This is a genomic window from Prosthecomicrobium sp. N25 (assembly GCF_037203705.1).
Classification (GTDB): Bacteria; Pseudomonadota; Alphaproteobacteria; order Rhizobiales; family Ancalomicrobiaceae; genus Prosthecodimorpha.
In genome coordinates, this window is the sequence record NZ_JBBCAT010000001.1 from 2,627,083 (window position 1) to 2,645,659 (window position 18,577).

At 72.7% G+C, this 18,577-nt stretch carries 16 protein-coding genes; 1 reads left to right on the plus strand and 15 read right to left on the minus strand.

The window, feature by feature from the left end:
• Nucleotides 1-32 precede the first annotated feature (32 nt).
• The 9 genes from WBG79_RS11990 to WBG79_RS12030 all read right to left on the minus strand — a co-directional run bounded on the left by WBG79_RS11990 (nt 33) and on the right by WBG79_RS12030 (nt 7,663).
• The gene (locus tag WBG79_RS11990; RefSeq protein ID WP_337357334.1) at nt 33-1,511 is read right to left on the minus strand and encodes an MmgE/PrpD family protein; all 1,479 of its coding nucleotides are present in this window, start codon (nt 1,509-1,511) and stop codon (nt 33-35) included.
• A complete protein-coding gene (locus WBG79_RS11995; RefSeq protein WP_337357335.1) occupies nt 1,511-2,308 on the minus strand; it encodes an HpcH/HpaI aldolase family protein in 798 nt (265 codons plus the stop codon). The genes WBG79_RS11990 and WBG79_RS11995 overlap by 1 nt, the downstream gene beginning before the upstream one ends.
• Before the next feature lie 173 nt (nt 2,309-2,481).
• Nucleotides 2,482-2,715 (minus strand): hypothetical protein, encoded by a 234-nt coding sequence (locus tag WBG79_RS12000; RefSeq protein ID WP_337357336.1) that lies wholly within the window; start codon nt 2,713-2,715, stop codon nt 2,482-2,484.
• 287 nt (nt 2,716-3,002) lie between these two features.
• Complete coding sequence (locus WBG79_RS12005) at nt 3,003-4,043, minus strand: hypothetical protein (RefSeq protein WP_337357337.1); 1,041 nt, start codon at nt 4,041-4,043, stop codon at nt 3,003-3,005.
• Nucleotides 4,044-4,152: 109 nt separating this feature from the next.
• Nucleotides 4,153-4,992, minus strand: a complete 840-nt coding sequence (locus tag WBG79_RS12010) for an alpha/beta fold hydrolase (protein ID WP_337357338.1) — start codon at nt 4,990-4,992, stop codon at nt 4,153-4,155.
• Between the two features lie 70 nt (nt 4,993-5,062).
• Complete coding sequence (locus WBG79_RS12015; RefSeq protein WP_337357339.1) at nt 5,063-6,328, minus strand: NAD(P)-binding domain-containing protein; 1,266 nt, start codon at nt 6,326-6,328, stop codon at nt 5,063-5,065.
• 53 nt (nt 6,329-6,381) lie between these two features.
• The gene (locus WBG79_RS12020; protein WP_337357340.1) at nt 6,382-6,975 is read right to left on the minus strand and encodes an OsmC family protein; all 594 of its coding nucleotides are present in this window, start codon (nt 6,973-6,975) and stop codon (nt 6,382-6,384) included.
• 112 nt (nt 6,976-7,087) lie between these two features.
• Nucleotides 7,088-7,345: a DUF1127 domain-containing protein gene (locus WBG79_RS12025; RefSeq protein ID WP_337357341.1), complete on the minus strand. Its 258-nt coding sequence runs from the start codon at nt 7,343-7,345 to the stop codon at nt 7,088-7,090.
• Nucleotides 7,346-7,528: 183 nt separating this feature from the next.
• Nucleotides 7,529-7,663: a hypothetical protein gene (locus WBG79_RS12030; RefSeq protein WP_337357342.1), complete on the minus strand. Its 135-nt coding sequence runs from the start codon at nt 7,661-7,663 to the stop codon at nt 7,529-7,531.
• Between the two features lie 202 nt (nt 7,664-7,865).
• Between WBG79_RS12030 and WBG79_RS12035 the strand changes: the two genes are divergently transcribed.
• Nucleotides 7,866-12,398, plus strand: coding sequence for an alpha/beta fold hydrolase (locus tag WBG79_RS12035; protein ID WP_337357343.1), 4,533 nt, complete (start codon nt 7,866-7,868; stop codon nt 12,396-12,398).
• A 7-nt stretch (nt 12,399-12,405) separates the two neighbouring features.
• Here WBG79_RS12035 and WBG79_RS12040 read toward each other — a convergent pair whose 3' ends face one another.
• The 6 genes from WBG79_RS12040 to WBG79_RS12065 all read right to left on the minus strand — a co-directional run bounded on the left by WBG79_RS12040 (nt 12,406) and on the right by WBG79_RS12065 (nt 18,548).
• The gene (locus WBG79_RS12040) at nt 12,406-13,650 is read right to left on the minus strand and encodes an MFS transporter (RefSeq protein ID WP_337357344.1); all 1,245 of its coding nucleotides are present in this window, start codon (nt 13,648-13,650) and stop codon (nt 12,406-12,408) included.
• A 185-nt stretch (nt 13,651-13,835) separates the two neighbouring features.
• The gene (locus WBG79_RS12045) at nt 13,836-14,144 is read right to left on the minus strand and encodes a hypothetical protein (protein ID WP_337357345.1); all 309 of its coding nucleotides are present in this window, start codon (nt 14,142-14,144) and stop codon (nt 13,836-13,838) included.
• Between the two features lie 22 nt (nt 14,145-14,166).
• Entirely contained in the window at nt 14,167-14,892 is a 726-nt protein-coding gene (locus tag WBG79_RS12050; protein ID WP_337357346.1) for a DUF1028 domain-containing protein, read from the minus strand.
• Between the two features lie 15 nt (nt 14,893-14,907).
• Nucleotides 14,908-16,725, minus strand: coding sequence for a gamma-glutamyltransferase family protein (locus tag WBG79_RS12055; protein WP_337357347.1), 1,818 nt, complete (start codon nt 16,723-16,725; stop codon nt 14,908-14,910).
• Nucleotides 16,726-16,728: 3 nt separating this feature from the next.
• Nucleotides 16,729-17,604, minus strand: coding sequence for an ABC transporter permease (locus WBG79_RS12060; RefSeq protein ID WP_337357348.1), 876 nt, complete (start codon nt 17,602-17,604; stop codon nt 16,729-16,731).
• On the minus strand, nt 17,604-18,548 hold the full coding sequence (locus tag WBG79_RS12065; RefSeq protein WP_337357349.1) for an ABC transporter permease: 945 nt from the start codon (nt 18,546-18,548) through the stop codon (nt 17,604-17,606). The genes WBG79_RS12060 and WBG79_RS12065 overlap by 1 nt, the downstream gene beginning before the upstream one ends.
• Between the last annotated feature and the right edge of the window lie 29 nt (nt 18,549-18,577).

Below are 18,577 nucleotides of genomic sequence, written 5' to 3' on the forward strand. Positions count from 1 at the left end.
GCGGGGCGCGGGCGCTCGCCGCCCGCCCTGCCTCAGGCCGCCTTGTTGACCGGCCACTGGGATTCGTCAAACGCCATGAGCGACGTGAGCGCCTTCACCGACTCCGCCTCCTCGATCGAGAAGAGCACCCGCGCGAGTGTCTCGGTCACCGCGCGTCCCGCATACGGGGCCGCGTTGGCGTGGAGCTTCTCCTCCAGGTCGGCTTCCGAGAAGGGCGCCTTCGGATGGCCCGGGAAGGGCTTCGCCGCCCCGTGATGGACGACGCCGTCGACCGTCTCGATCTCCACGCGCGACAGGTAGCCGTCCTCGGCGCGCTTCAGCTTGCCGCTGGCGATCGTGCCGAGCTCCGGCGCCGGCACCACCTTGACCCGGTCGCGCACGAAGGCGCGGCGGGACGGCTCGAGCACCCGCTCGCGGGCGAAGCTGTCGACATGGATGTAGCCGTCGAGGACGGCCGCGCCGACGATGTAGGGCATCGAATGGTCCGCCGTCTCCCGCGAGATCGGGTTCCACGGGTCCTGGCGCAGCTCGACCAGATGGTGGTAGGCGCCCTCCTCGGAGAACACCCGCACCTCCTTGATGCGCGAGACGTCCCCGACCTTGGCGCGGGCCTCCAGCGCCGCCCGGATCGCGCTCTGCCCGACGGAGCCGACCGGCCAGAGCTTCATGTAGGTCTCGGCGATCCGGCCGAGCGGCCGCGACGCATCGAGCCGCTCGCGCAGTATCGGCAGCGGGTCGTCCTTGGCCTGCAGCTTGGCGCTGAAGCCCATCTTGCCCGTGAAGGGCCGCACGGCGGCCTCCACGCCGACCGATGCGAGAAGCGCGGCCTGCAGCGCGTTGCGCACCGCGTCGGAGCCGTTGAAGCGCTTCCACATGGTGAGGTCGCCGCGGCGGTTGAGCTCGCAGGACTCCACCTCGTCGCTGGCGAAGTGCGGGATCACGGTCATCCCGTAGGCCTCACGCGCCTGCGTCTCGTCGAGCTTCAGGAGCCGCGCGAAGGCCGCGGTGGCGCCCGGGCCGACGAGGTTCGTGTAGTCCCAGCCGCCCGGCGCCGTCGAATAGGCGTCGAACAGGGCGGCCACCACCTCGTAGCCGACCGCCAGCGCCGACAGGGTCTCGGCCCCGCTGGCCCCGGTCCACTCCGCGCAGGCGATCACGCCCGCCACGATGTCGCTCGGATGGCCGCTGTTGCGCCGGCCGACGAAGAAATCGTTGTAGTCGTAGCAGCGCAGCAGCACGCCGTTGGCGAGTGCTGCGAGCTCCGGCGTGGTACGCACCGTGGAACCCCAGACGGTCTGGCCGCCGGGCACGGGAAAGCGCTCCACGTGGCGGCGGGCCGCCCGGGCCGCCGGATGGTCGAGCGCGCCGAGCGAGACCGCGATGGAATCGCCCAGCACGCGCTTCGCCGCGCCGGTGATCTCGGGCGACAGGCTGCCCGAGACCCCGACCGTGAAGGCGGCCAGGTGCTCGGCGATCTCGTCGCGGTAGACCGGGATCTGACCCTCGATCATCAGGTATATCCTCTGTCCTTGAACGTGTCGGCCGCGGTGCCGCGTGCTGCCGTCAGTTCCTTCTCGACGAAGGCGGGCAGGATCGCGGTGTCCTTGGCGAAGGTGATGAAGCGGTAGCCCATGTCGGCGAATTTGCGCGCCGCCTTGCCGGACCCGCACTGGATGCCGGGCACGATGCCGTGCCGCTGGCAGGCCTCCAGGATCCGCCGCACGGCGGCGACGTGCTCCGGCTCCTCCTTGTCGAGGTTGGGCGGCAGCCCGAGCCCCAGCGCGAGGTCGGCCGGCCCCACATAGATCCCGTCGAGCCCCGGGGTGGCGCAGATCTCGTCGATGTTCTCGAGCCCCTTGCGGGTCTCGACCATCACGAGGCACATCACCTCGTCGCCGACCACCGCCATGTCCCGGCTGTCCATCACCATAGAGGCGCGCGCCGGGCCGAAGGACCGATGCCCCTTGGGGTAGTAGCGGCAGGAGCGCACCGCGCGGGCGGCCTCCTCGGCCGTCTCGATCATCGGGACGACGACGCCCTGCATGCCGGCGTCGAGCGCCTTGCCGATCATCCAGGCCTCGTTGGCCGGCACGCGGGTCATGCCCACGACGCCGCGACCCTCGATGGCGCGCAGCATCTCCACCGCCACCGAGTAGTCGATCAGCCCGTGTTGCTGGTCGATGCAGACATAGTCGATGTCCCCGACGCACATCAGCTCGGCCGCGAAGGCGGTCGGAAGCACCGCCCAGGCCCCGAAGACCGTGCCGCCCGACTTCAACTTCGACCGCAGAACGCGAGCCAGTGCCATCCCGAGGGTCCATTGCTGCATGCGGCCCGATGGAATGCGCTGCAGCCTGCGACATTCATCTGGATCGAATTAAGTCTCTGCCGGCATGCCCGTCCAATATGGATTCGCGCGGGATTTATTCGGGGCGACGAATGACCGGGGGCATTTCACGGAATCCACGCGGTGGGGGACCGTCACCCCTCCGCCGGCACCCACAGGCAGATCGTCCTGCCTTTCCTGAGTCCGCTCACCGAACAACGGTGGTAGCGGCCGTCCGGGGACACGTTGGTGCGGTTGCGGGACCAGTATTCCCCGGTCGCCCTGATGCGCCACCCGCCGCCGACGGGCTCGATCTCCTCGCGTGCGATCTCGTAGCAGTCCATCTCGGAGCAGCAGTAGGGCGGATAGCGCCAGCCGGAGTCGGCCACATGAGCCACAGCGGGAGGCGCAAGGAGACAGGATACCGAAAGCAAGGAAGCCACTTGGACCAATGTCTTCGCAAACAAGGTCAAGTTCATTCCTCCTCGCGTCGCCCACCCGCCGCTTCGGCCCGTCCCCGGCCGCGCATCCGCTCCGGCTGGGCCGGCGACCGGACGCTCCGCGCAGCTCGAAGCCGGCTGCCGAAATCCAGCGCCTCTCGATCCTGGAATTCAAGTGGTCTCGCACGAGCCAGACCGCGCGAGCCGCAGGCCCTCGACCGTGGGAGGCTCGTGCGTCAGCGGCGACGGGCCTTCGGCGCCGGTCGCACCTTCCGGCTCCGGAAGCCGCGGAAGCGGTCGACGAGACCGAAGGGGATCTTCCACCCGGCGCCGCCGTCGCGCATCAGGTAGCGGACGTCGTCCTGGCGCTTCTGGATCTTGTCGGCGTCCCAGGTGTGCTTCAGCGCGTCCCATTCCCCCTTGGTGTAGTCGCCGCCCAGATAGTGGCCCGCCTCGTGCGCGAAGGTCGTCTCCGTGCGCCGCTTGGCGATGAGCACGATGCCGGTGTCGAGGTCGACGCCGTTCGGAATGTCGCCGTCCCGCAGGTCGTCGACGAACAGAAAGGTGATGTCGGCGCCCGGCACCAGGTGGGGATCGTAGACGTGCAGCACCTCGCGCCGGTAGGGAAGCGACGACGGGATGGCGACCGCATCCGCGCTCTTCAGCCCGAGCGCCGCCGCCCAGGCGGCCCGCGTCTCCGCCTTGCCGAGGTCGATGACCGCCGGCTCGGAGGGGACCAGTACGAAGCGGATGTTCGTCTGCGGGGTCCAGACGAAGTTCATGCCGACGAGTTCGTCGGCCGGCACGCAGGGCGTCTGCGCATGGTTCGCCAAGGTTCCGTCCCGCTGGCGGACCTGCAGGTTGCGGATCGCGATCTTGATCTCCAGGGGCGGCACCACCGCGACCCGCATTCGCGCCCGCGGCGTGGGGCCGTCGAGCGCCCGGACCTCGGCCTTGTCGAAGGCGACCGCGTTCGGGCCGAAGACCTGGAAGATCCGGCTGGCCGCCGGCAGCACCGGCGGGGTCAGGGCCGCCACGGCCTGCTTGTCGGTCAGCTTGGCGAGGCTCTCGCGCAGCTTCTGCTGGTTTTCGCGGAAACCCGAGGCGTCGACCTCCTTGACCTCGATCGTCGGATCCGTGGCCCGGACCTTCAGCCCCTTGCCGTCCAGGAGGGCGACGAAGTTGGAACCGCCCTTGGCGACCACCATCCCGGGCACGCCTGAGGGCGTGTCCTCGTCCATGCCGAGACAGCGGAAGACCTCTCCGAACCGTGCCATGACCCTCGTCTCCTCACCGCCATCGATAGGCCCGCGCGGCTGAACGGCGTTTGACGGAAGCGTTCAGGCGGATCCGCCGTCATGAACGTCGCTCACCGGTGCGCGGGGCTCAGGCGAGCCCGTCCGCCCAGGTCCGCACGGCCTCGCAGAAGCCGTCCGGATCGTCCTCCGGCCATAGGTGGCCCGCCTCCACCGGCCCGCTTCCCGCATCGCCGACGAGCGCCGCCACGGCGACGGCCGGCAGCCGCGAGAAGGGCCGGGACCGGCTTCCCCAATGCACCCGCGTCGGCACGCGCAGGCCGCGCAGCGCCTCCGGGGAGATGGGCGGCGGAGGCTCCTGCCCGACGAGGCGGGGCAGCGTGTGGGCGTTTTCCAGGTAGACCGCACGCCGGCCCGACGGCAGCGCGTCGAAGCATCCGTCCCCGCCGGAACTGTCGATCAGGAGCCGGACGGCCCGCTCCAGGTCTCCGGCCCCGATCGCCCCGACGATGGGCCCGAACACCGTCCCGGCATCGGCCGCGAAGCTGTCCTGGTCCGCTGGCTCGAGCGGGATCGTGCGCACGCCCGGCTCGTAGAGGAAGAGCCCGGCGAAGAGGTCCGGCCGGCCGAGGGCCGCCTCGAGGGCGACATGGCCGGCATAGGACCAGGCGACCACGCGCAGCGGCCCGGCGCCGAGCCCCTCGGCCAGCGCGACCAGATCCGCCGCATGGGTTCCGACCCCGAAGGCCGGCCCGTCCGCTCGCCACCGCCCGGTTCCGCACCAGCGCTGGGTCACGGCCAGGCTGCGCCGCTCCGGGCCGAGCCGTGCGACATGCGGAGCGAACGTGCGCAGGTCCCCGAGCGCACCATGCAGGAACAGGACGGGCACGCCCTTGTCGCCGGACGCCGCCACCGGGAACCGGTCCCCCGCGGGTGTCCGGATGGACGTAACGGAAAGCCCCTCGATCATCGGCCAACCTCCGGCGGTCGCGCCGCCTCCTCCGTCACGTACGCTTTTTCCGCCGTCGCGGGAAGCGGCGTCAACCGAGGGCCGCACGGCGCCCCGCCCCTGGACCCGGTCGGCACCGCGCCGCCCCGAGATGGGCCGCGATCTCGTCCCCGAGCGCCTCCGCGTCGGCCCCGCAACCGCAGATGAAGTGGGACTGCCGCCGCCGCATGAAGGTGAGTCCGAGCGTATAGAGACCCGGCTCGGACGTGATCCCGCCCTCCTGCCGGATCTCGCCGGTACCGTCGAGCACGGGAAGGTGCAGCCAGGGATAGGTCCGCCGATACCCGGTCGCCCAGACGACCGTCCGGATCCCCTCGGCGGCGAGGTCCAGCGCCTCGGGCGCCGGGGGCAGGCGCAGCGGGGCCGGCCTTTCGGCGGGCGGCCCCGGATGTGGGGGCGGCATGGCCGCGAGCGCGCGGTCGATCCGGTCGAGCGTGCGCTCCATCCGGGCCTGCGCGCGCGCCACGGCCCCCGCGAGATCGCCGAGCCGCGCGACGCCGTCCGCGACCCCGAGAAGGCGCCCGGCCACACGGGCCCCGGCCTGCGCCAGGAAGCCGAGGTCGATGTCGCGCCGGTCCGGCCGTCCGGCGAGCTGCATGGAGGGAGCCCTGGCGAGCTGCCCCGCTTCGCCGGGCGGCGGAACGTCGTCCAGGACACCGGCCTGCGCGAGCCGGACGTAGATGTCCTCGCCGCGCCAGCGCCGCGGCATGCGCGTGTGTTCGCCGGCGGCGATCGTCACGGGACGGCCCGAGCCAAGGATTTCCTCGGCGATCTGCAGGCCCGTGGCCGATGCCCCGACCACCAGGACGCCGCCGTCGGGCAGTGCGGACGGCCGGCGGTATCGCGCGGCCGCGACCTGGAGGATGCCGCGGGGCAAGCCCGTCGCGACGGGCGGCACGTAGGGCGTCTGGTAGGCCCCCGTCGCGACCACGACCGCGCGGGCCGCCCAGACCGCGCCGCCGACCTCGACCCGGAAGCGGGCGCCCGCCCGGGTCACGGACCGGACCGGCGCCGCCTCGATCACGGGAGCCCCGAGGAAATCGGCATAGCGCTCCAGGTAGTCGACGAAGGCGCGCGCGGGCAGGAACTCCGGACCGGACCTGTGCGGCAGGCCGGGGAGGGCGCTCATGCGATCCGGCGTCAGCAGGCGGAGGCTGTCCCAGGAGCCGCGCCGCCACCGCTCGCCGACGCGGCCCCGCTCCAGGACGACATGCTCGATCCCGCGCGCCGCCAGGCTCCGGCTCATGGCGAGCCCGGCCTGTCCGGCGCCGATCACGACGGTGTCGATCGGGGTCATGCTGGTCTCCGGAAGCGGGAAGGGGCCGCCGGACCGCATCCGGCGGCCGGCATTCAGGCGGACGGCTCGGCGTCGACGTCGACCGTGACGGGGAGGCCGCGCGTGACGATGTCGTAGACGGCGGAGCGCGCGACGGACTGGCGGACGATCTCGGCGAGCTTCTCGCGCGGGGCGTCGCCCTCGACCATGAAGCGCACGCGGATGGCGGTGAAACCGTTCCGCACTTCGTTGGAGAGGCCCAGGATGCCCCGCAGGTCGATGTCGCCCTCGACCTCGGACTCGACGCGCGACAGCTTCACGCCACGGACCGCCGAGATGTTGCCGATGCCCGCGGTCAGGCAGGCGGCGAGCGCGTGCAGGACCCACTCGACCGGCGTCGGCGCCTGGTCCTTGCCGCAGAGCACGGCCGGATGGTCGCCGTCCGCGAAGGTGCTGCGCTCGCGCTGGTGCTCGGCCCCGGCGCCGTAGAAGCCGTTCATGGCGGAGCGGCTGTGCGTGCCGTGGATCCAGCGGTTGGCGGCCCGGAAGGTGAAACGGGCGAGCGGCGGGTTGGCCCCGACGGCATTGATGGTGGCGATGAGGGTCGGCGTGTCGACGCCGTTCATCGGCATGCGGGCGGGACGGCTCTCGGTCGGATGCATGGTCATGGCGGTTCTGTCCTCTCGGGCGGTTTGCGGGGGCCGTCGTCTGCGGACGGCCGGGTCCGGCCGGCGCAGGGCTGGCTGCCCGGGGCCGGCGGCGGAACGGGAAGGGGGGCCGTCAGAGCGCGCCGCGCGCGATCCGGCGGGTGTCGTCGGGGGCCGGCCGGGTGACCGAGCCGATCTCGCTGCGGTCGATGCCGATGTCCTTCAGGGCGCGGTCGCTGAGAGCCCCGAGGTCGGCGGCGGCCCGCCGGGCCTCCCGGTGCTCCGCCCAGGCGCGCAGCCGGTCGAGGAGGCGGGCGGCCAGCGAGCGGGCCGGGGTGGCGGGGGGCGACCTGAAGCAGTTGGTCGGCGGGGCTGTGAGGGAAGCGGGCATGATCGTCTCTCCAGGTGAGGTCCGGGGCGATCGCATCGCCGCCGTTTCCCAGAGCCTCGGCCGGTCGCGTTTGAGCGGCAGTGGGAGTGGGGGTGGAAACGCGGGTCCGGGCGTGGAATTCGCCGTTCCGAGGATCCGTCCCCTGAACGAGAACGGCCCCGGCGGTGGGCCGGGGCCGTGTCTTCAGCGGCCGCGCGCGGGGCCGTATCCGGCGAGCTTCGCCACATGAGCGCGGACGGCGGCGAGGCTGGGGCCGCGCCGGATCTGCTGCCAGTCGGTGGATTTCGTGGTGCCTTCGAAGCCAAAGGAACGATGCATCGGGTGTCTCCGTCTTGCGGGTTTACGGCATGGCGCCGATCGCCGCGGAGGCTGGGGCGTCCCCATGGCATCGAGGGTTTGAACGACCGTTGAATTTACATCCCGTCGGCCCGCGGCGGATTTCGACGCCGGCCGGGGCGTGCTACGATTCCACTCGGGGATGTGCGGAAGACGGGACGACGAGGCCTTGCTCGAGATCCGCATGCTGGGCGATCTGCTGGTTCTCCGCGGGGGAGAGGTCCAGGAACTGCCGCCATCCAGGAAGACCCGCGCGCTCCTCGCCTACCTTGCCGTGACCGGCCGCCCGGAGCGCCGGGAGCGACTCTGCGAGATGTTCTGGGACGTGCCCGACGACCCGCGCGGGGCGCTGCGCTGGAGCCTTTCCAAGATTCGCGGCATCGTGAACCGCGAGGGCGCCGAGGTACTCCGCGCCGACCGCAACACCGTCGCCTTCGACCACGCCGCCCTGGCGACCGACCTCGCCCGGGTGCGGGCGCTCGCCGGCCGCTCGGCGGACGGCCTCGGCACCGACGAGCTGAGGGCGGTGGCGGACAACTTCCGCGGCCTCTTCCTCGACGACCTGTCCCTGCCGCGCTGCCCGGACTTCGAGGCCTGGCGCGTCGCCCACGTCAACGACATGGAGCTCCTCCGGCTCGGCGTGCTGCGCCGTCTCCTGGACCGGCTGGAGGACGACCCGGACGCCGCGCTGCCCTACGCCCACCAGCTCCAGCGGCTCGCCCCCGAGGACCGCGGCGTTCCCGCCCGCATCGCCTCACTGCTCGAGGCCGCCCGGCGCCGCTCGATGGCGGCCCCGCCGCCCTCGCGCCCGGGGGCGCGCGACCCGGCCCCCGCGCCCCCGTCCGCCGAACCGACGCTGGAGGCCGCGACGCCGACCCCGTCCGCCCCGCCTCCCGAGGCTCCGGTTGCCCAGGACATCCGCTCCTGCGCCGCCCCCGACGGCACCCGGCTCGCCTACGCGGTGACCGGCTCCGGTCCGCCGATCGTGCGCGCCGCGCACTGGCTGTCGCATCTCGAGTTCGACCTGGAGAGCCCCGTCTGGCGCCACTGGATCCAGGCGCTGTCCGAAGAGACGATGCTGGTCCGCTACGACGAGCGCGGCAACGGCATGTCCGAGTGGGACGTCGGCGACATCGACTTCGAGGCCATGGTGACGGACCTCGAGACCGTCATGGATGCCGCCGGCCTCGGCGAGGCGGTGCTGCTCGGCGTGTCCCAGGGCTGCGCCATCTCGGCCGCCTACGCGGCGCGCCATCCCGAGCGGGTCCGCGGCCTCGTGCTCTACGGCGGCTACGTCAAGGGCTGGCGCGCGCGCGGCGAGCCGGGCGAGATCGCCGTGCGCGAGGCCATGGGCACGCTCATGCGCGAGGGCTGGGGCCGCGACGACCCGGTCTTCCGCCAGCTCTTCACCTCGATCTTCGTGCCCGGCGGCTCGCGCGAGCAGATGGACTGGTTCAACGACCTGCAGCGCCGGTCGGTCACGCCCGAAAACGCCTTCCGGTTGTCGGAAAGCTTCTCGCGGATCGACGTCTCGGCCCTGCTGCCGGAGGTGCGCTGCCCGACCCTGGTGATCCACGCCCGTGGCGACCGGGTGGCGCCGCTCGAGTCCGGCCGGGCCTTCGCGACCGGGATTCCCGGGGCGCGATTCGTGCTCCTGGAGAGCGACAACCACATCCTGCTCGAGCACGAGCCGGCATTCGACCGCTTCATCGCCGAGATCCGGGCCTTCGTCGCCGCCCTGCCGCCGCCGGCGCGGGCATCCGCAGTGCGGCAGGCCGCGCCCGCCAAGCGGCCGGTCAGCATCCTCGTCGCCGATCTCGCCCCCGTCGCCCGCGACCTCGACGAGTTCGCCGATCCGGAAGCGGCCGACCTCGCCCTCGAGCCGATCGTCGAGGCCGGGCGCCAGGCGCTGCATCGTCACGGCGCCGTGGTCCTGGATAGCCGCGAGGGGGTGCTGACCGCCGCCTTCGGGGCGGAGCGGGCCATCGAGGACCATGCCCTCCAGGCCTGCCGTGCCGCCGACGATCTGAGGCATGCGGTCGCCCGGGCCGCCCCGGGCGCGACCGCCAAGATCGCGATCGACTCGGGCGAGGCGGTCATCCGAACGGCCTCGGACGGCTCCGGCCGGCGGGAGGCGAGCGGGCCCGTGGTCAAGGCCGCCACCCGCCTCTGCGCCCTGCTCGCCCGCGACGCCATCGCCCTGACGGCCCGCGCCGCCGCCGCGGCCGGCGGTGCCGTGGAGGTGAGGCCCATCGACCCGCGCGACTGCCCGGGCCTCGGCGCCGACGAGATCGTCCACGCCTTCGCGGCGGAGCGGCGCGTCCTCTCGCGCTGGCGCCGGCGGGCCCGGCACGGGCTGACCCCGCTCGTCGGGCGGCGCGCCGAGTTCGACCGTCTCGCCCGCGCCGGCGCGGAGGCCGCGGCGGGCCGCGGCCGGGCGGTCGGCCTCGTCGCCGGGCCGGGACTGGGCAAATCCCGCCTCGCCGAGGAATTCTTCGCCGGCCTGCCCGCCGCGGGCTGGACCGTGGCCGAGGCCGGCGCGCAGGAACTGGACGAGAACGCCAGCCACAGCCTGCTGAAGCGCGTGCTCCTCGCCTTCCTCGGCCTCGACGGCAGCGAGGCCCCCGACCTGGCCCGGGCCGCGATCGAGGAGCGGATCGCCGACGCCGGCGCGGACCTCGCGACGCCCCTGGCCTGGGTGATCGGCGCCACCCTGGACGACCCGGATTGGCAGGCCGCCTCCGGAACCGACCGGGCCCGCCGCATCCGCGACGCGGTGGTTCGCCTCGTGCTCCTCGTCGCGGCCGAGCGCCCGGTCGCGCTCCTGGTCGAGGACCTGCACTGGGCCGATCCCGAGAGCCGCCGCGCCATCGACCGGCTGGTCCGCGCGGTCGCCGACCGGCGCGTCCTGGTCGTGACCACGAGCCGGCCCGAGTTCCGCCCCTCCTGGTCCGACGCCGCCGGCTACGAGCCGCTCCCGCTCGGCCCCCTGCCGCCCGCCGAGAGCCGCGCCTTCCTGCGCGGCCTTCTCGGCCCGGACGAGAGCCTGGACGGGCTCGTCGAGATGATCGGCGCGCGCACCGAGGGCGTCCCGCTCTTCATGGAGGAGACGGTCAACAGCCTCGTGCAGAGCCGGCGTCTCGTCGGCCGTCCGGGCGCCCTGGCGATCCGCGAGCCGATCCGCACCCTCGATATCCCGGCGAGCGTCCAGTCGGTCATCGCGGCCCGTCTCGACAGCCTCGACGAAGCGGCCCGCAGCCTCATCGACATCGCCTCGGCGATCGGCCCCTCCGCCCCCGACCCGCTCCTGCGCGACCTCTCCGGCCTCGGCCCCGCCTTCGACGGCGCCCTCGCCCGGCTGCGCGCGGCCGACCTCCTGCGCGACGGCACGGCGGGGGGCGAGCCCGGCTCGGCCTTCCGGCACGCCCTCATCCAGGACGCCACGTACGGCTCCCTCCCGGCCGCCCGGCGCAAGGCGCTGCACGGCGCCATCCTGGACGCGGTCGAGCGGCTCTACCCCGGCCGGGCCGAGGAGGACGTCGAGCGCATGGCCTTCCATGCCCTGCGCGCCGAAGCCTGGGGCAGGGCGGTCCGCTACCTCGTGGCCGCCGCCGACCGGGCGATCGATCGGTCCGCCTATCCCGCCGCGGCGCGCTTCCTGGAGGAGGCGGTGCGCGCGCTCGAACATCGCCCGGCCGACCGGGAGACCTGGACGCTCGGCGTCGACATCCGCATGCGCATGCGCATTGCCTACATGGTGACCGGCGACTTCGACCGCGCCATCGAGCGCCTGAAGGAGGCGCAGGACCTCGCCCGCGACGCCGGCGATCCCGGTCGGCTCGCCTACACGCTGCTGCACACGAGCTACGTCTACTCGACCTACGGGCGCGTCGAACTCGCCCTCGACGCCGCCGAGGACGCCCGCGGCATCGGCCTCGCGCTCGCCGACGAGCGTCTGGCCGCCGAGGCCGACCTCGCGGCCGCGCAGGCGCACATGATCCGCGGCGAGGCCGTGCCCTCCCTGCGCCGCCTCCTGCCGCACGCCGAAGGCTTCCAGACCCGCTGGGCCGACGACCGGCTCGGCTTTCTCGTGACGCGCTCGGTCTGGTATCTCGGCTCGCTCGCCTCGACCCGGGCGCTCCTCGGCGATAGGGACGCGGCGCTCGCCGAGATGGCGCTCGCGAGCCGGCTCGCGGAGGCCGGCCGGCGGCCCATCGACCGCTACGCGGCGGCCTATTTCGAAAGCCTGGTCCGCATCGTGGAGGGTCCCGGCCCGGACTTCCTGGATCGTCTCGCCGCGCTTCCGGCGGAGTGCCGCGAGCGCGCGCCGTTCCCCTTCCACCCGTGGCTCCTGGCGACGCTCGGCCATGCTGAGCTGGCGGCCGGCCGGCCCAGCGCGGTCGCGACCCTGGAAGCGGCATTCGAGGCCGCCGAGCGGGCCAACATGCCGCATTTCCTCACCTACGTGGCGGCCCTGCTGGCCATCGCCAACGCCCGCCCGGACGACCCGGGCAGCCGCGAGGACCTGCTCGACGCCCTGCGCAGCGCCCGCCTGAGCCTGGACAGCTGGATCGAGATCGAGGTCCTGGAGGCCCTCGCCCGTCTGGACGGCGGGGAGGCTGCCAGGACCTGGCTCGGCGAGGCGCTGGCGAGCGCGGAGATCTCCGGCTACAAGCCCTTCGCCGCTCGCATCCGGGCGGCGCTGGCCTCGCTCTGAGGCCTTGTCAGGCCGCGCGGGCCCGGCCCCGGCGGATCAGCCCCGCCAGGAGCGCCAGCGCGCCGAGGTTGACGAGCCCGGAGGCGGCCGCCAGACCGTAGGAGAGCGCGTAGCCGCCGGTCAGGTCGAAGCAGAGCCCGCCCTGGTACCCGCCCGCACCCATCCCGCCCCAGGCCAGCAGGCCCACGACCGACATCGCCGTGCCGAGCCGCCGCGCCGGCACCGCGTCGCGGGTGCAGCAGACGAGGGCCGTCATGGCGCCGCCGAAGCCGAAGCCGTAGAGGATCCCGAAGGCCGCGACGGGCGCGAAGCCCTGCGCCATCGCGAGGCCGAGCACGGCGGTGGTCTGCATTGCCGACACGACCATGTAGCTCGCCAGCGATCCGAGCCGGTCGATGATCAGGCCCGCCGTGATCCGCCCGGCGCAGGCCGACACCATCGTCAGCGTCACCACCAGCGTGGCCGCCGCGGTACCGAGCCCGCGCGCCTCGCCGAGCGGCAGCAGGTGCACGGTCGGCACGCCCATCAGGCCGCAGCAGAAGAGCCCCGCCACCGCCACCAGCCCCGTCGCGAGCACCGGCGAGACCGGCCAGGCCCCGGCCGCGGCGGCGCCCGCCGCCGGCTCCGCCTCGCCCGGCTCCGGCTTGCGGATGCCCAGCATGACGGGCGACACCACCGCCACGTAGCCGAGCCCGAGGATCAAGGTCGCCTCGCGCCAGCCGGCCCAGACGACCAGCATCTGGAAGACCGCCGGCACGATCGCCTGGCCGGCGGCCCCGCCGGCCGTCAGGATGCCGAGCGCGAGCCCGCCGCCGCTGCGCCGGTGCCAGAGCGAGACGGTCGTCAGCAGCGGCGCGTAGAGGCACGAGAAGCCGAGGAGCCCCATGCCGAAATAGACGAGCTGCATCCGCTCGACGGTCGGCTGCAACTGCAGGATCATCAGCCCGAGACCCATGATCACGATCCCAACCGCGGCGATCGGCCCGGTGGCGAGCCGGTCGGTCAGCCGTCCGGCGATGAGCCCCCCGGCCGCCGCCCCCATGGTCATGGCGAGATACGCGAAGGAGGTCTCCGCCCGCGGCCAGCCGAGTTCCGCCTGGAAGGGCTGGATCAGAACGCCGACCGTGCCGAGGCCACCGAAGGCGGCGGCCATGCCGAAGGTGGAGAGCGCCAGGACGGCACGCCGGCTGGAGGCCGGATCGGCACCGGCCTGCTGCACCGCGTGGGCGGGGAAGGCGGAAGGAATGGACATCGGATCTGCTCCTGCCGCCCTCTGGCGGCGCTGGGTCTGTCAGAGCAGGAAAACCGAGGGCCGTGGTTGCGCGCGTTGAACGCTGCGTGGAATTGGGCGGTCGCGGGGGCGTGATTGTTGGAACGGCGTTGCGGCTGGCGGCCGCGCGGTGGAACGGCCTGCCCCGGCCGCCCGCGGATTGTCCCCTAGCGAGCGGAGCGCGCCACGGGGTCTCCGAGCAGGGCGGCCGCGATGGCGTCTCGCTCCTCCTCCAGCCCGCCGCGTGCGACCGGGCGACCCGCGAGTCGGTACCAGTAGGCGGCGTTGCCGAGGTCGCCCTCCATGCGGTGGAGATGGGCGTGCACCCAGGCCGCGTCCGGGCCGTCTGCGTCCTGGACGATGCGGTGGGCCCGGTCCCAGTCCCCTTTGGCTGTCCACCACAGGGCCTCGACCGGCGCGGCAAGGGCGGGCGGGGCGGCGTCGGCGAGGCTGGCGCGGAAGTCGTCGAGTGTCATGGCGGGCTGCCCTTAAAGCCCCTCAACGGCCGGCGAGCGCCCGCCGTTCCGCCTGCATCTCCGCGGCCCGGCGGTCGACCCAGCTCCGGTCCGGGTTGCCGCCCGGCGTGGTGCGGCTCGGCAGCGCCTCCATGAAGGCGGCGAAGCGCTCGTACGCCACCTCGTGCAGACGGCGCAGTTCGACCAGCGGCTCGGGGTGGTCGTCGACCCGGATGTCGAGCGCCGGGTAGGGCTCGGCACGCCAGATCTTCAGGGCCGCCGACTGCCTCCCGCGCTTGTCGCCGCCCTCCGCCTGGCCCGCGTCGAGCGCGGCCAGGAGCCGGTCGGCGAAGGGCAGGTCCATGCGGGCGAGGTAGGTCTCGAGCGTCGCCTCGACGACCCGCGGCCCAGCCAGCATGTTGCCGGCGACCGACACGTGCTCGCCCGCCACGTGCCCGCACCAGTCGACGCAGGCCTCCCCCGTGTACCGGATGGTGGCCCCGTCCGGCGACAGGACGTGCACCTGCCGGGAGGCGGCGTTCGGGTCGTCGCGAAGCAGGATGGCCAGCACTTCGGCCGGCGGCCGACCCTCGCCGAGAAGCCTCAGTCCGTCGATGCCGAAGAGCGGGTTGACGAAGGCCTGCGTGGCCACCACCCCGACACGGCCGGCCCCGAAGGCGCACAGCGCACCGACCGCGAAGAACTTGGTGGTGACCGCGAGGCCCAGATCCCCGGTGGCGGGGTCGCGGGCGATGATGGACCAGGTCATGAACCGATTTCCCCCTCAGCGGCCGACCGCGTAGGCCTGCATGAGGCGCGGCGTGGCGGCGGCGCACAGGACCCCGTCGTCGCGCCGGCGCGTGGCGACGAGGCGCCCGACCGTCCACTCCGGGGCGACCTCCACGTCGTGGCCGCGCGCCCTGAGGTCGTCCAGCACCGCCGGCCCGAAGCTCTCCTCGGCCATCAGGTGCCCGGGCTTCTGCTCGCGCGGGTAGAAGCTCGAGGGGAAGTGGGCGGTGTGGCTCATCGGCAGGTCGATCGCCTCCTGCAGGTTGAGCCCGTGGTGGACGTGGCGAAGGAACAGGAGGAGCTGCCACTGCTCCTGCTGGTCGCCGCCGGGCGAGCCGAAGGCCATGTAGGGCTTGCCGTCCTTGTGGGCGAGCGTGGGCGTGAGGGTCGTCCGCGGCCGCTTGCCGGGGGCCAGCGAAGCCGGCAGGCCCGGCTCCAGCCAGAACATCTGGGCCCGCGAATTGAGCATGAAGCCGAGGTCCGGAATGGCCGGCGAGGACTGCAGCCAGCCGCCCGACGGCATGGCGGCGACCACGTTGCCCTCCGCGTCCATGACGTCGATGTGCACCGTGTCGCCGCGCCGGGCCGACGCCTGGTTCGCCTGGCGCATCTCCGCCGCCGTCGGCTCGTAGTTCTGCACCGACCGGTCGGCCGAGGAGATCTCGCGCAGGTTCTTCAGCGCCCGCTCGACCTGCAGCTCGTAGCCGGGCAGGCGTCCGGGCCGGAGCTCGCGCGACGCCTCCCGGCCCATCAGCCGCCGCCGTTCGTCCGCATAGGCCTTCGACAGGAGCTGCTCGACCGGCACGGTGACGAAGTCCGGGTCGCCGTAGTAGGCCTCGCGGTCCGCGAAGGCGAGCTTCATGGCCTCCGTGACCGTGTGGATGAACTCCGCCCCGCGCGGGTCCATGGCGGCGAGGTCGAAACCTTCGAGGAGCGCCAGAGTCTGCAGGAACACCGGACCCTGCCCCCAGGGCCCGATCTTGTTGACCGTGTAGCGGCCGTAGTCGCGGGTCAGCGACGCCTCGTATCGGGCCTCCCAGCCCGCCATGTCGGCCGCCGTGATGACGCCCCGGTGGCGTTGCCCGGACTGGTCCATGGCCTCGAAGCCGGTGGCGAAGCGCTCGATCGCCTCGGCCACGAAACCCTTGTAGAAGGCCGCGCGCGCCGCCTCGATCTCCGCCTCCCGCGAGCGCCCGGGCGCCTCGGCCTCCTTGAGGATCCGCTCCCACGTCGCCGCGAGCTTCTCGTTGCGGAACAGGCTGCCGGCCTCGGGCGCGCGCCCGCCGGGCAGGTAGATTTCGGCCGAAGTGGTCCATTCCGTCGTGAAGAGGTCCGCCACCCCCTCGATGGCGGTCGCCACGCGGCCCAGGATCGGGTGTCCCTTGCCGGCATAGTGGATGGCGGGTTCGAGCACGTCGCGCAGGCGCAGGCGGCCGTGGTCGCGCAGGAGCACCATCCAGGCATCGAACGACCCCGGGATGACCGTGGCGAGGAGCCCGTTGCCGGGGATCACCGTCAGCCCCTCGGACCGGTAGTGCTCGATGGTGGCCCCGGCGGGGGCGGGCGCCTGCCCGCAGAGCACCTCCGTGCGGCCGGTCTTCGCCGAGTGAAAGATCACCGGCACGTCGCCCGCCGGCCCGACCAGATGCGGCTCGACCACCTGCAGCACGAAGGCGGCCGCCACGCAGGCGTCGAAGGCGTTGCCCCCCTTCTCCAGCATCGCCATGCCGGACTGCGATCCCAGCCAGTGGGTGGTCGCGACGACCCCGAAGGTGCCTTGGATCTCGGGACGGGTGGTGAACATCGTAGGCATCCTTCAGAGGTCGCGAGGGTCGAGCGCGTCGCGCAGGCCGTCGCCGAGGAGATTGAAGCCGAGGACGGCGAGGAAGATCGCCACGCCGGGCGTGATCGACATCCACGGGGCTTGGCTGACGAAGTTCTTGGCCGTGTTGAGCATGGAGCCCCAGGAGGGGTTCGGCGGCTGCTGGCCGAGGCCCAGGAACGAGAGGCTCGCCTCCGCGATGATCGCCGCCGCGATGGTCAGGGTCGCCTGCACGAGCACCTGCGGCAGCACGTTCGGCAGGATGTAGCGGGCGAGGATCCAGCGGTCGGGAAGCCCGATGGCGCGCGCCCCCTCGACATAGTCCTCGGCCTTCACGGTCAGAACCTGGCCACGCGTCAGTCGGGCGAAGATCGGCATGGCCGAGAGCCCGATCGCCAGCATGGCGTTGGTGAGGCTCGGCCCCAGGAAGGCGGCGAGCGCGATGGCGAGGATCAGGAACGGGATCGACAGCAGGGCCTCGGTGACCCGCGAGATGGCCCCGTCCACCAGTCCGCCGTAATAGCCCGCGACGAGCCCGAACGGCACCCCGAGCACCACCGCGATCGACACCGACACGACGCCGGCCATCAGAGAGGTGCGGGCGCCGTAGACGACGCGGGAGAAGATGTCCCGCCCGAGTTCGTCCGTGCCGAGCCAGTTGAGGACGGACGGCGCCTTGCGGACTGCCATGAAGCTCGTCTTCAGGGGGTCGTGCGTGGCGATGATCGGCGCCAGGATCGCGACCACCACGAAGAAGAGCACGAGCGCCCCGCCGATCAGCGCGGGCCCGCTCTTCACGAACTTGGAGAGCGCGCGGTTGCGCCGCTTCGGCAGGTCGAGGACGGCGAGCGGGGCGGCCGGGGCGCTCATCAGTTCACCCTCAGGCGCGGGTTGACCAGGATGTAGAGCACGTCGGCGAGCAGGTTCATGGCGATGAAGCCGACCGCCGTGCAGAGCACCACCCCTTGCACGACGGCATAGTCGCGGTTGAAGACGGCGTCGACGATCAGCTTGCCGAAGCCCGGGATCGTGAAGATCTGCTCGGTCAGCACCGCCCCGGCCAGCAGCTCGCCGAACAGCAGGGTGGTGACCGTCACGATCGGAATGAGCGCATTGCGCAGCGCGTGCTTCAGGATCACCGCCGCCGGCAGCAGGCCTTTGGCGCGCGCCGTGCGGATGTAGTCCGACTGCAGGACCCCGAGCATGGCCGAGCGCGTGTGGCGCATCACCGAGGCCGCCAGGCTGTTGCCGAGCACGAAGGCGGGCATCAGGAGCGTCTTGACGTTGAGCCAGAGATCCTCGGACGGCGGCACGTAGCCGGAGGCGGGCAGCAGGCCCCAATGGACCGAGACGAGCAGGATCAGGAGGATGCCGAGCCAGAAGTTGGGGATCGACAGGCCCGAGAGCGCCACCATGTTGGCCACGTAGTCGAAGATCGAGCCCTTCTTGACCGCCGACAGGATCCCCATCGGGATGCCGATGACGAGCGCGAAGACCATCGCGAAGACGGCGAGCTCGATGGTCACCGGCAGCTTCTGCAGGATGAGGGTCAGGACCGGCAGGTCGGTCCGGAGCGAGATGCCGAAATCGCCGCGTACCACCTGGGCGATCCAGGCGAAGTACTGGAAGACCAGGGGATCGTCGAGCCGGTACTTCTCCCGCAGGAACGCGATCACCTGCGGGTCGCGCTCCTCCCCGGCGATGGTCAGGATCGGGTCCCCGGGCAGGAGCTTCTGGAGCGTGAAGGCGAGGATCGACACCAGCACGATCGTCGGCAGCGCGACGAGGAGCCGTCGTCCGATGATGGCGAGCATGGGGGCCTCCTCGTCCTCTGGCGTGCGGG

Coding starts and splice junctions, on each gene's coding strand:
- WBG79_RS11990 (WP_337357334.1), bottom strand. CDS start 1,511: ATGATCGAGGGTCAGATCCCGGTCTACCGCGACGAGATCGCCGAGCAC.
- WBG79_RS11995 (WP_337357335.1), bottom strand. CDS start 2,308: ATGGCACTGGCTCGCGTTCTGCGGTCGAAGTTGAAGTCGGGCGGCACG.
- WBG79_RS12005 (WP_337357337.1), bottom strand. CDS start 4,043: ATGGCACGGTTCGGAGAGGTCTTCCGCTGTCTCGGCATGGACGAGGAC.
- WBG79_RS12010 (WP_337357338.1), bottom strand. CDS start 4,992: ATGATCGAGGGGCTTTCCGTTACGTCCATCCGGACACCCGCGGGGGAC.
- WBG79_RS12015 (WP_337357339.1), bottom strand. CDS start 6,328: ATGACCCCGATCGACACCGTCGTGATCGGCGCCGGACAGGCCGGGCTC.
- WBG79_RS12020 (WP_337357340.1), bottom strand. CDS start 6,975: ATGACCATGCATCCGACCGAGAGCCGTCCCGCCCGCATGCCGATGAAC.
- WBG79_RS12025 (WP_337357341.1), bottom strand. CDS start 7,345: ATGCCCGCTTCCCTCACAGCCCCGCCGACCAACTGCTTCAGGTCGCCC.
- WBG79_RS12030 (WP_337357342.1), bottom strand. CDS start 7,663: ATGCATCGTTCCTTTGGCTTCGAAGGCACCACGAAATCCACCGACTGG.
- WBG79_RS12035 (WP_337357343.1), top strand. CDS start 7,866: ATGCTGGGCGATCTGCTGGTTCTCCGCGGGGGAGAGGTCCAGGAACTG.
- WBG79_RS12040 (WP_337357344.1), bottom strand. CDS start 13,650: ATGTCCATTCCTTCCGCCTTCCCCGCCCACGCGGTGCAGCAGGCCGGT.
- WBG79_RS12045 (WP_337357345.1), bottom strand. CDS start 14,144: ATGACACTCGACGACTTCCGCGCCAGCCTCGCCGACGCCGCCCCGCCC.
- WBG79_RS12050 (WP_337357346.1), bottom strand. CDS start 14,892: ATGACCTGGTCCATCATCGCCCGCGACCCCGCCACCGGGGATCTGGGC.
- WBG79_RS12055 (WP_337357347.1), bottom strand. CDS start 16,725: ATGCCTACGATGTTCACCACCCGTCCCGAGATCCAAGGCACCTTCGGG.
- WBG79_RS12060 (WP_337357348.1), bottom strand. CDS start 17,604: ATGAGCGCCCCGGCCGCCCCGCTCGCCGTCCTCGACCTGCCGAAGCGG.
- WBG79_RS12065 (WP_337357349.1), bottom strand. CDS start 18,548: ATGCTCGCCATCATCGGACGACGGCTCCTCGTCGCGCTGCCGACGATC.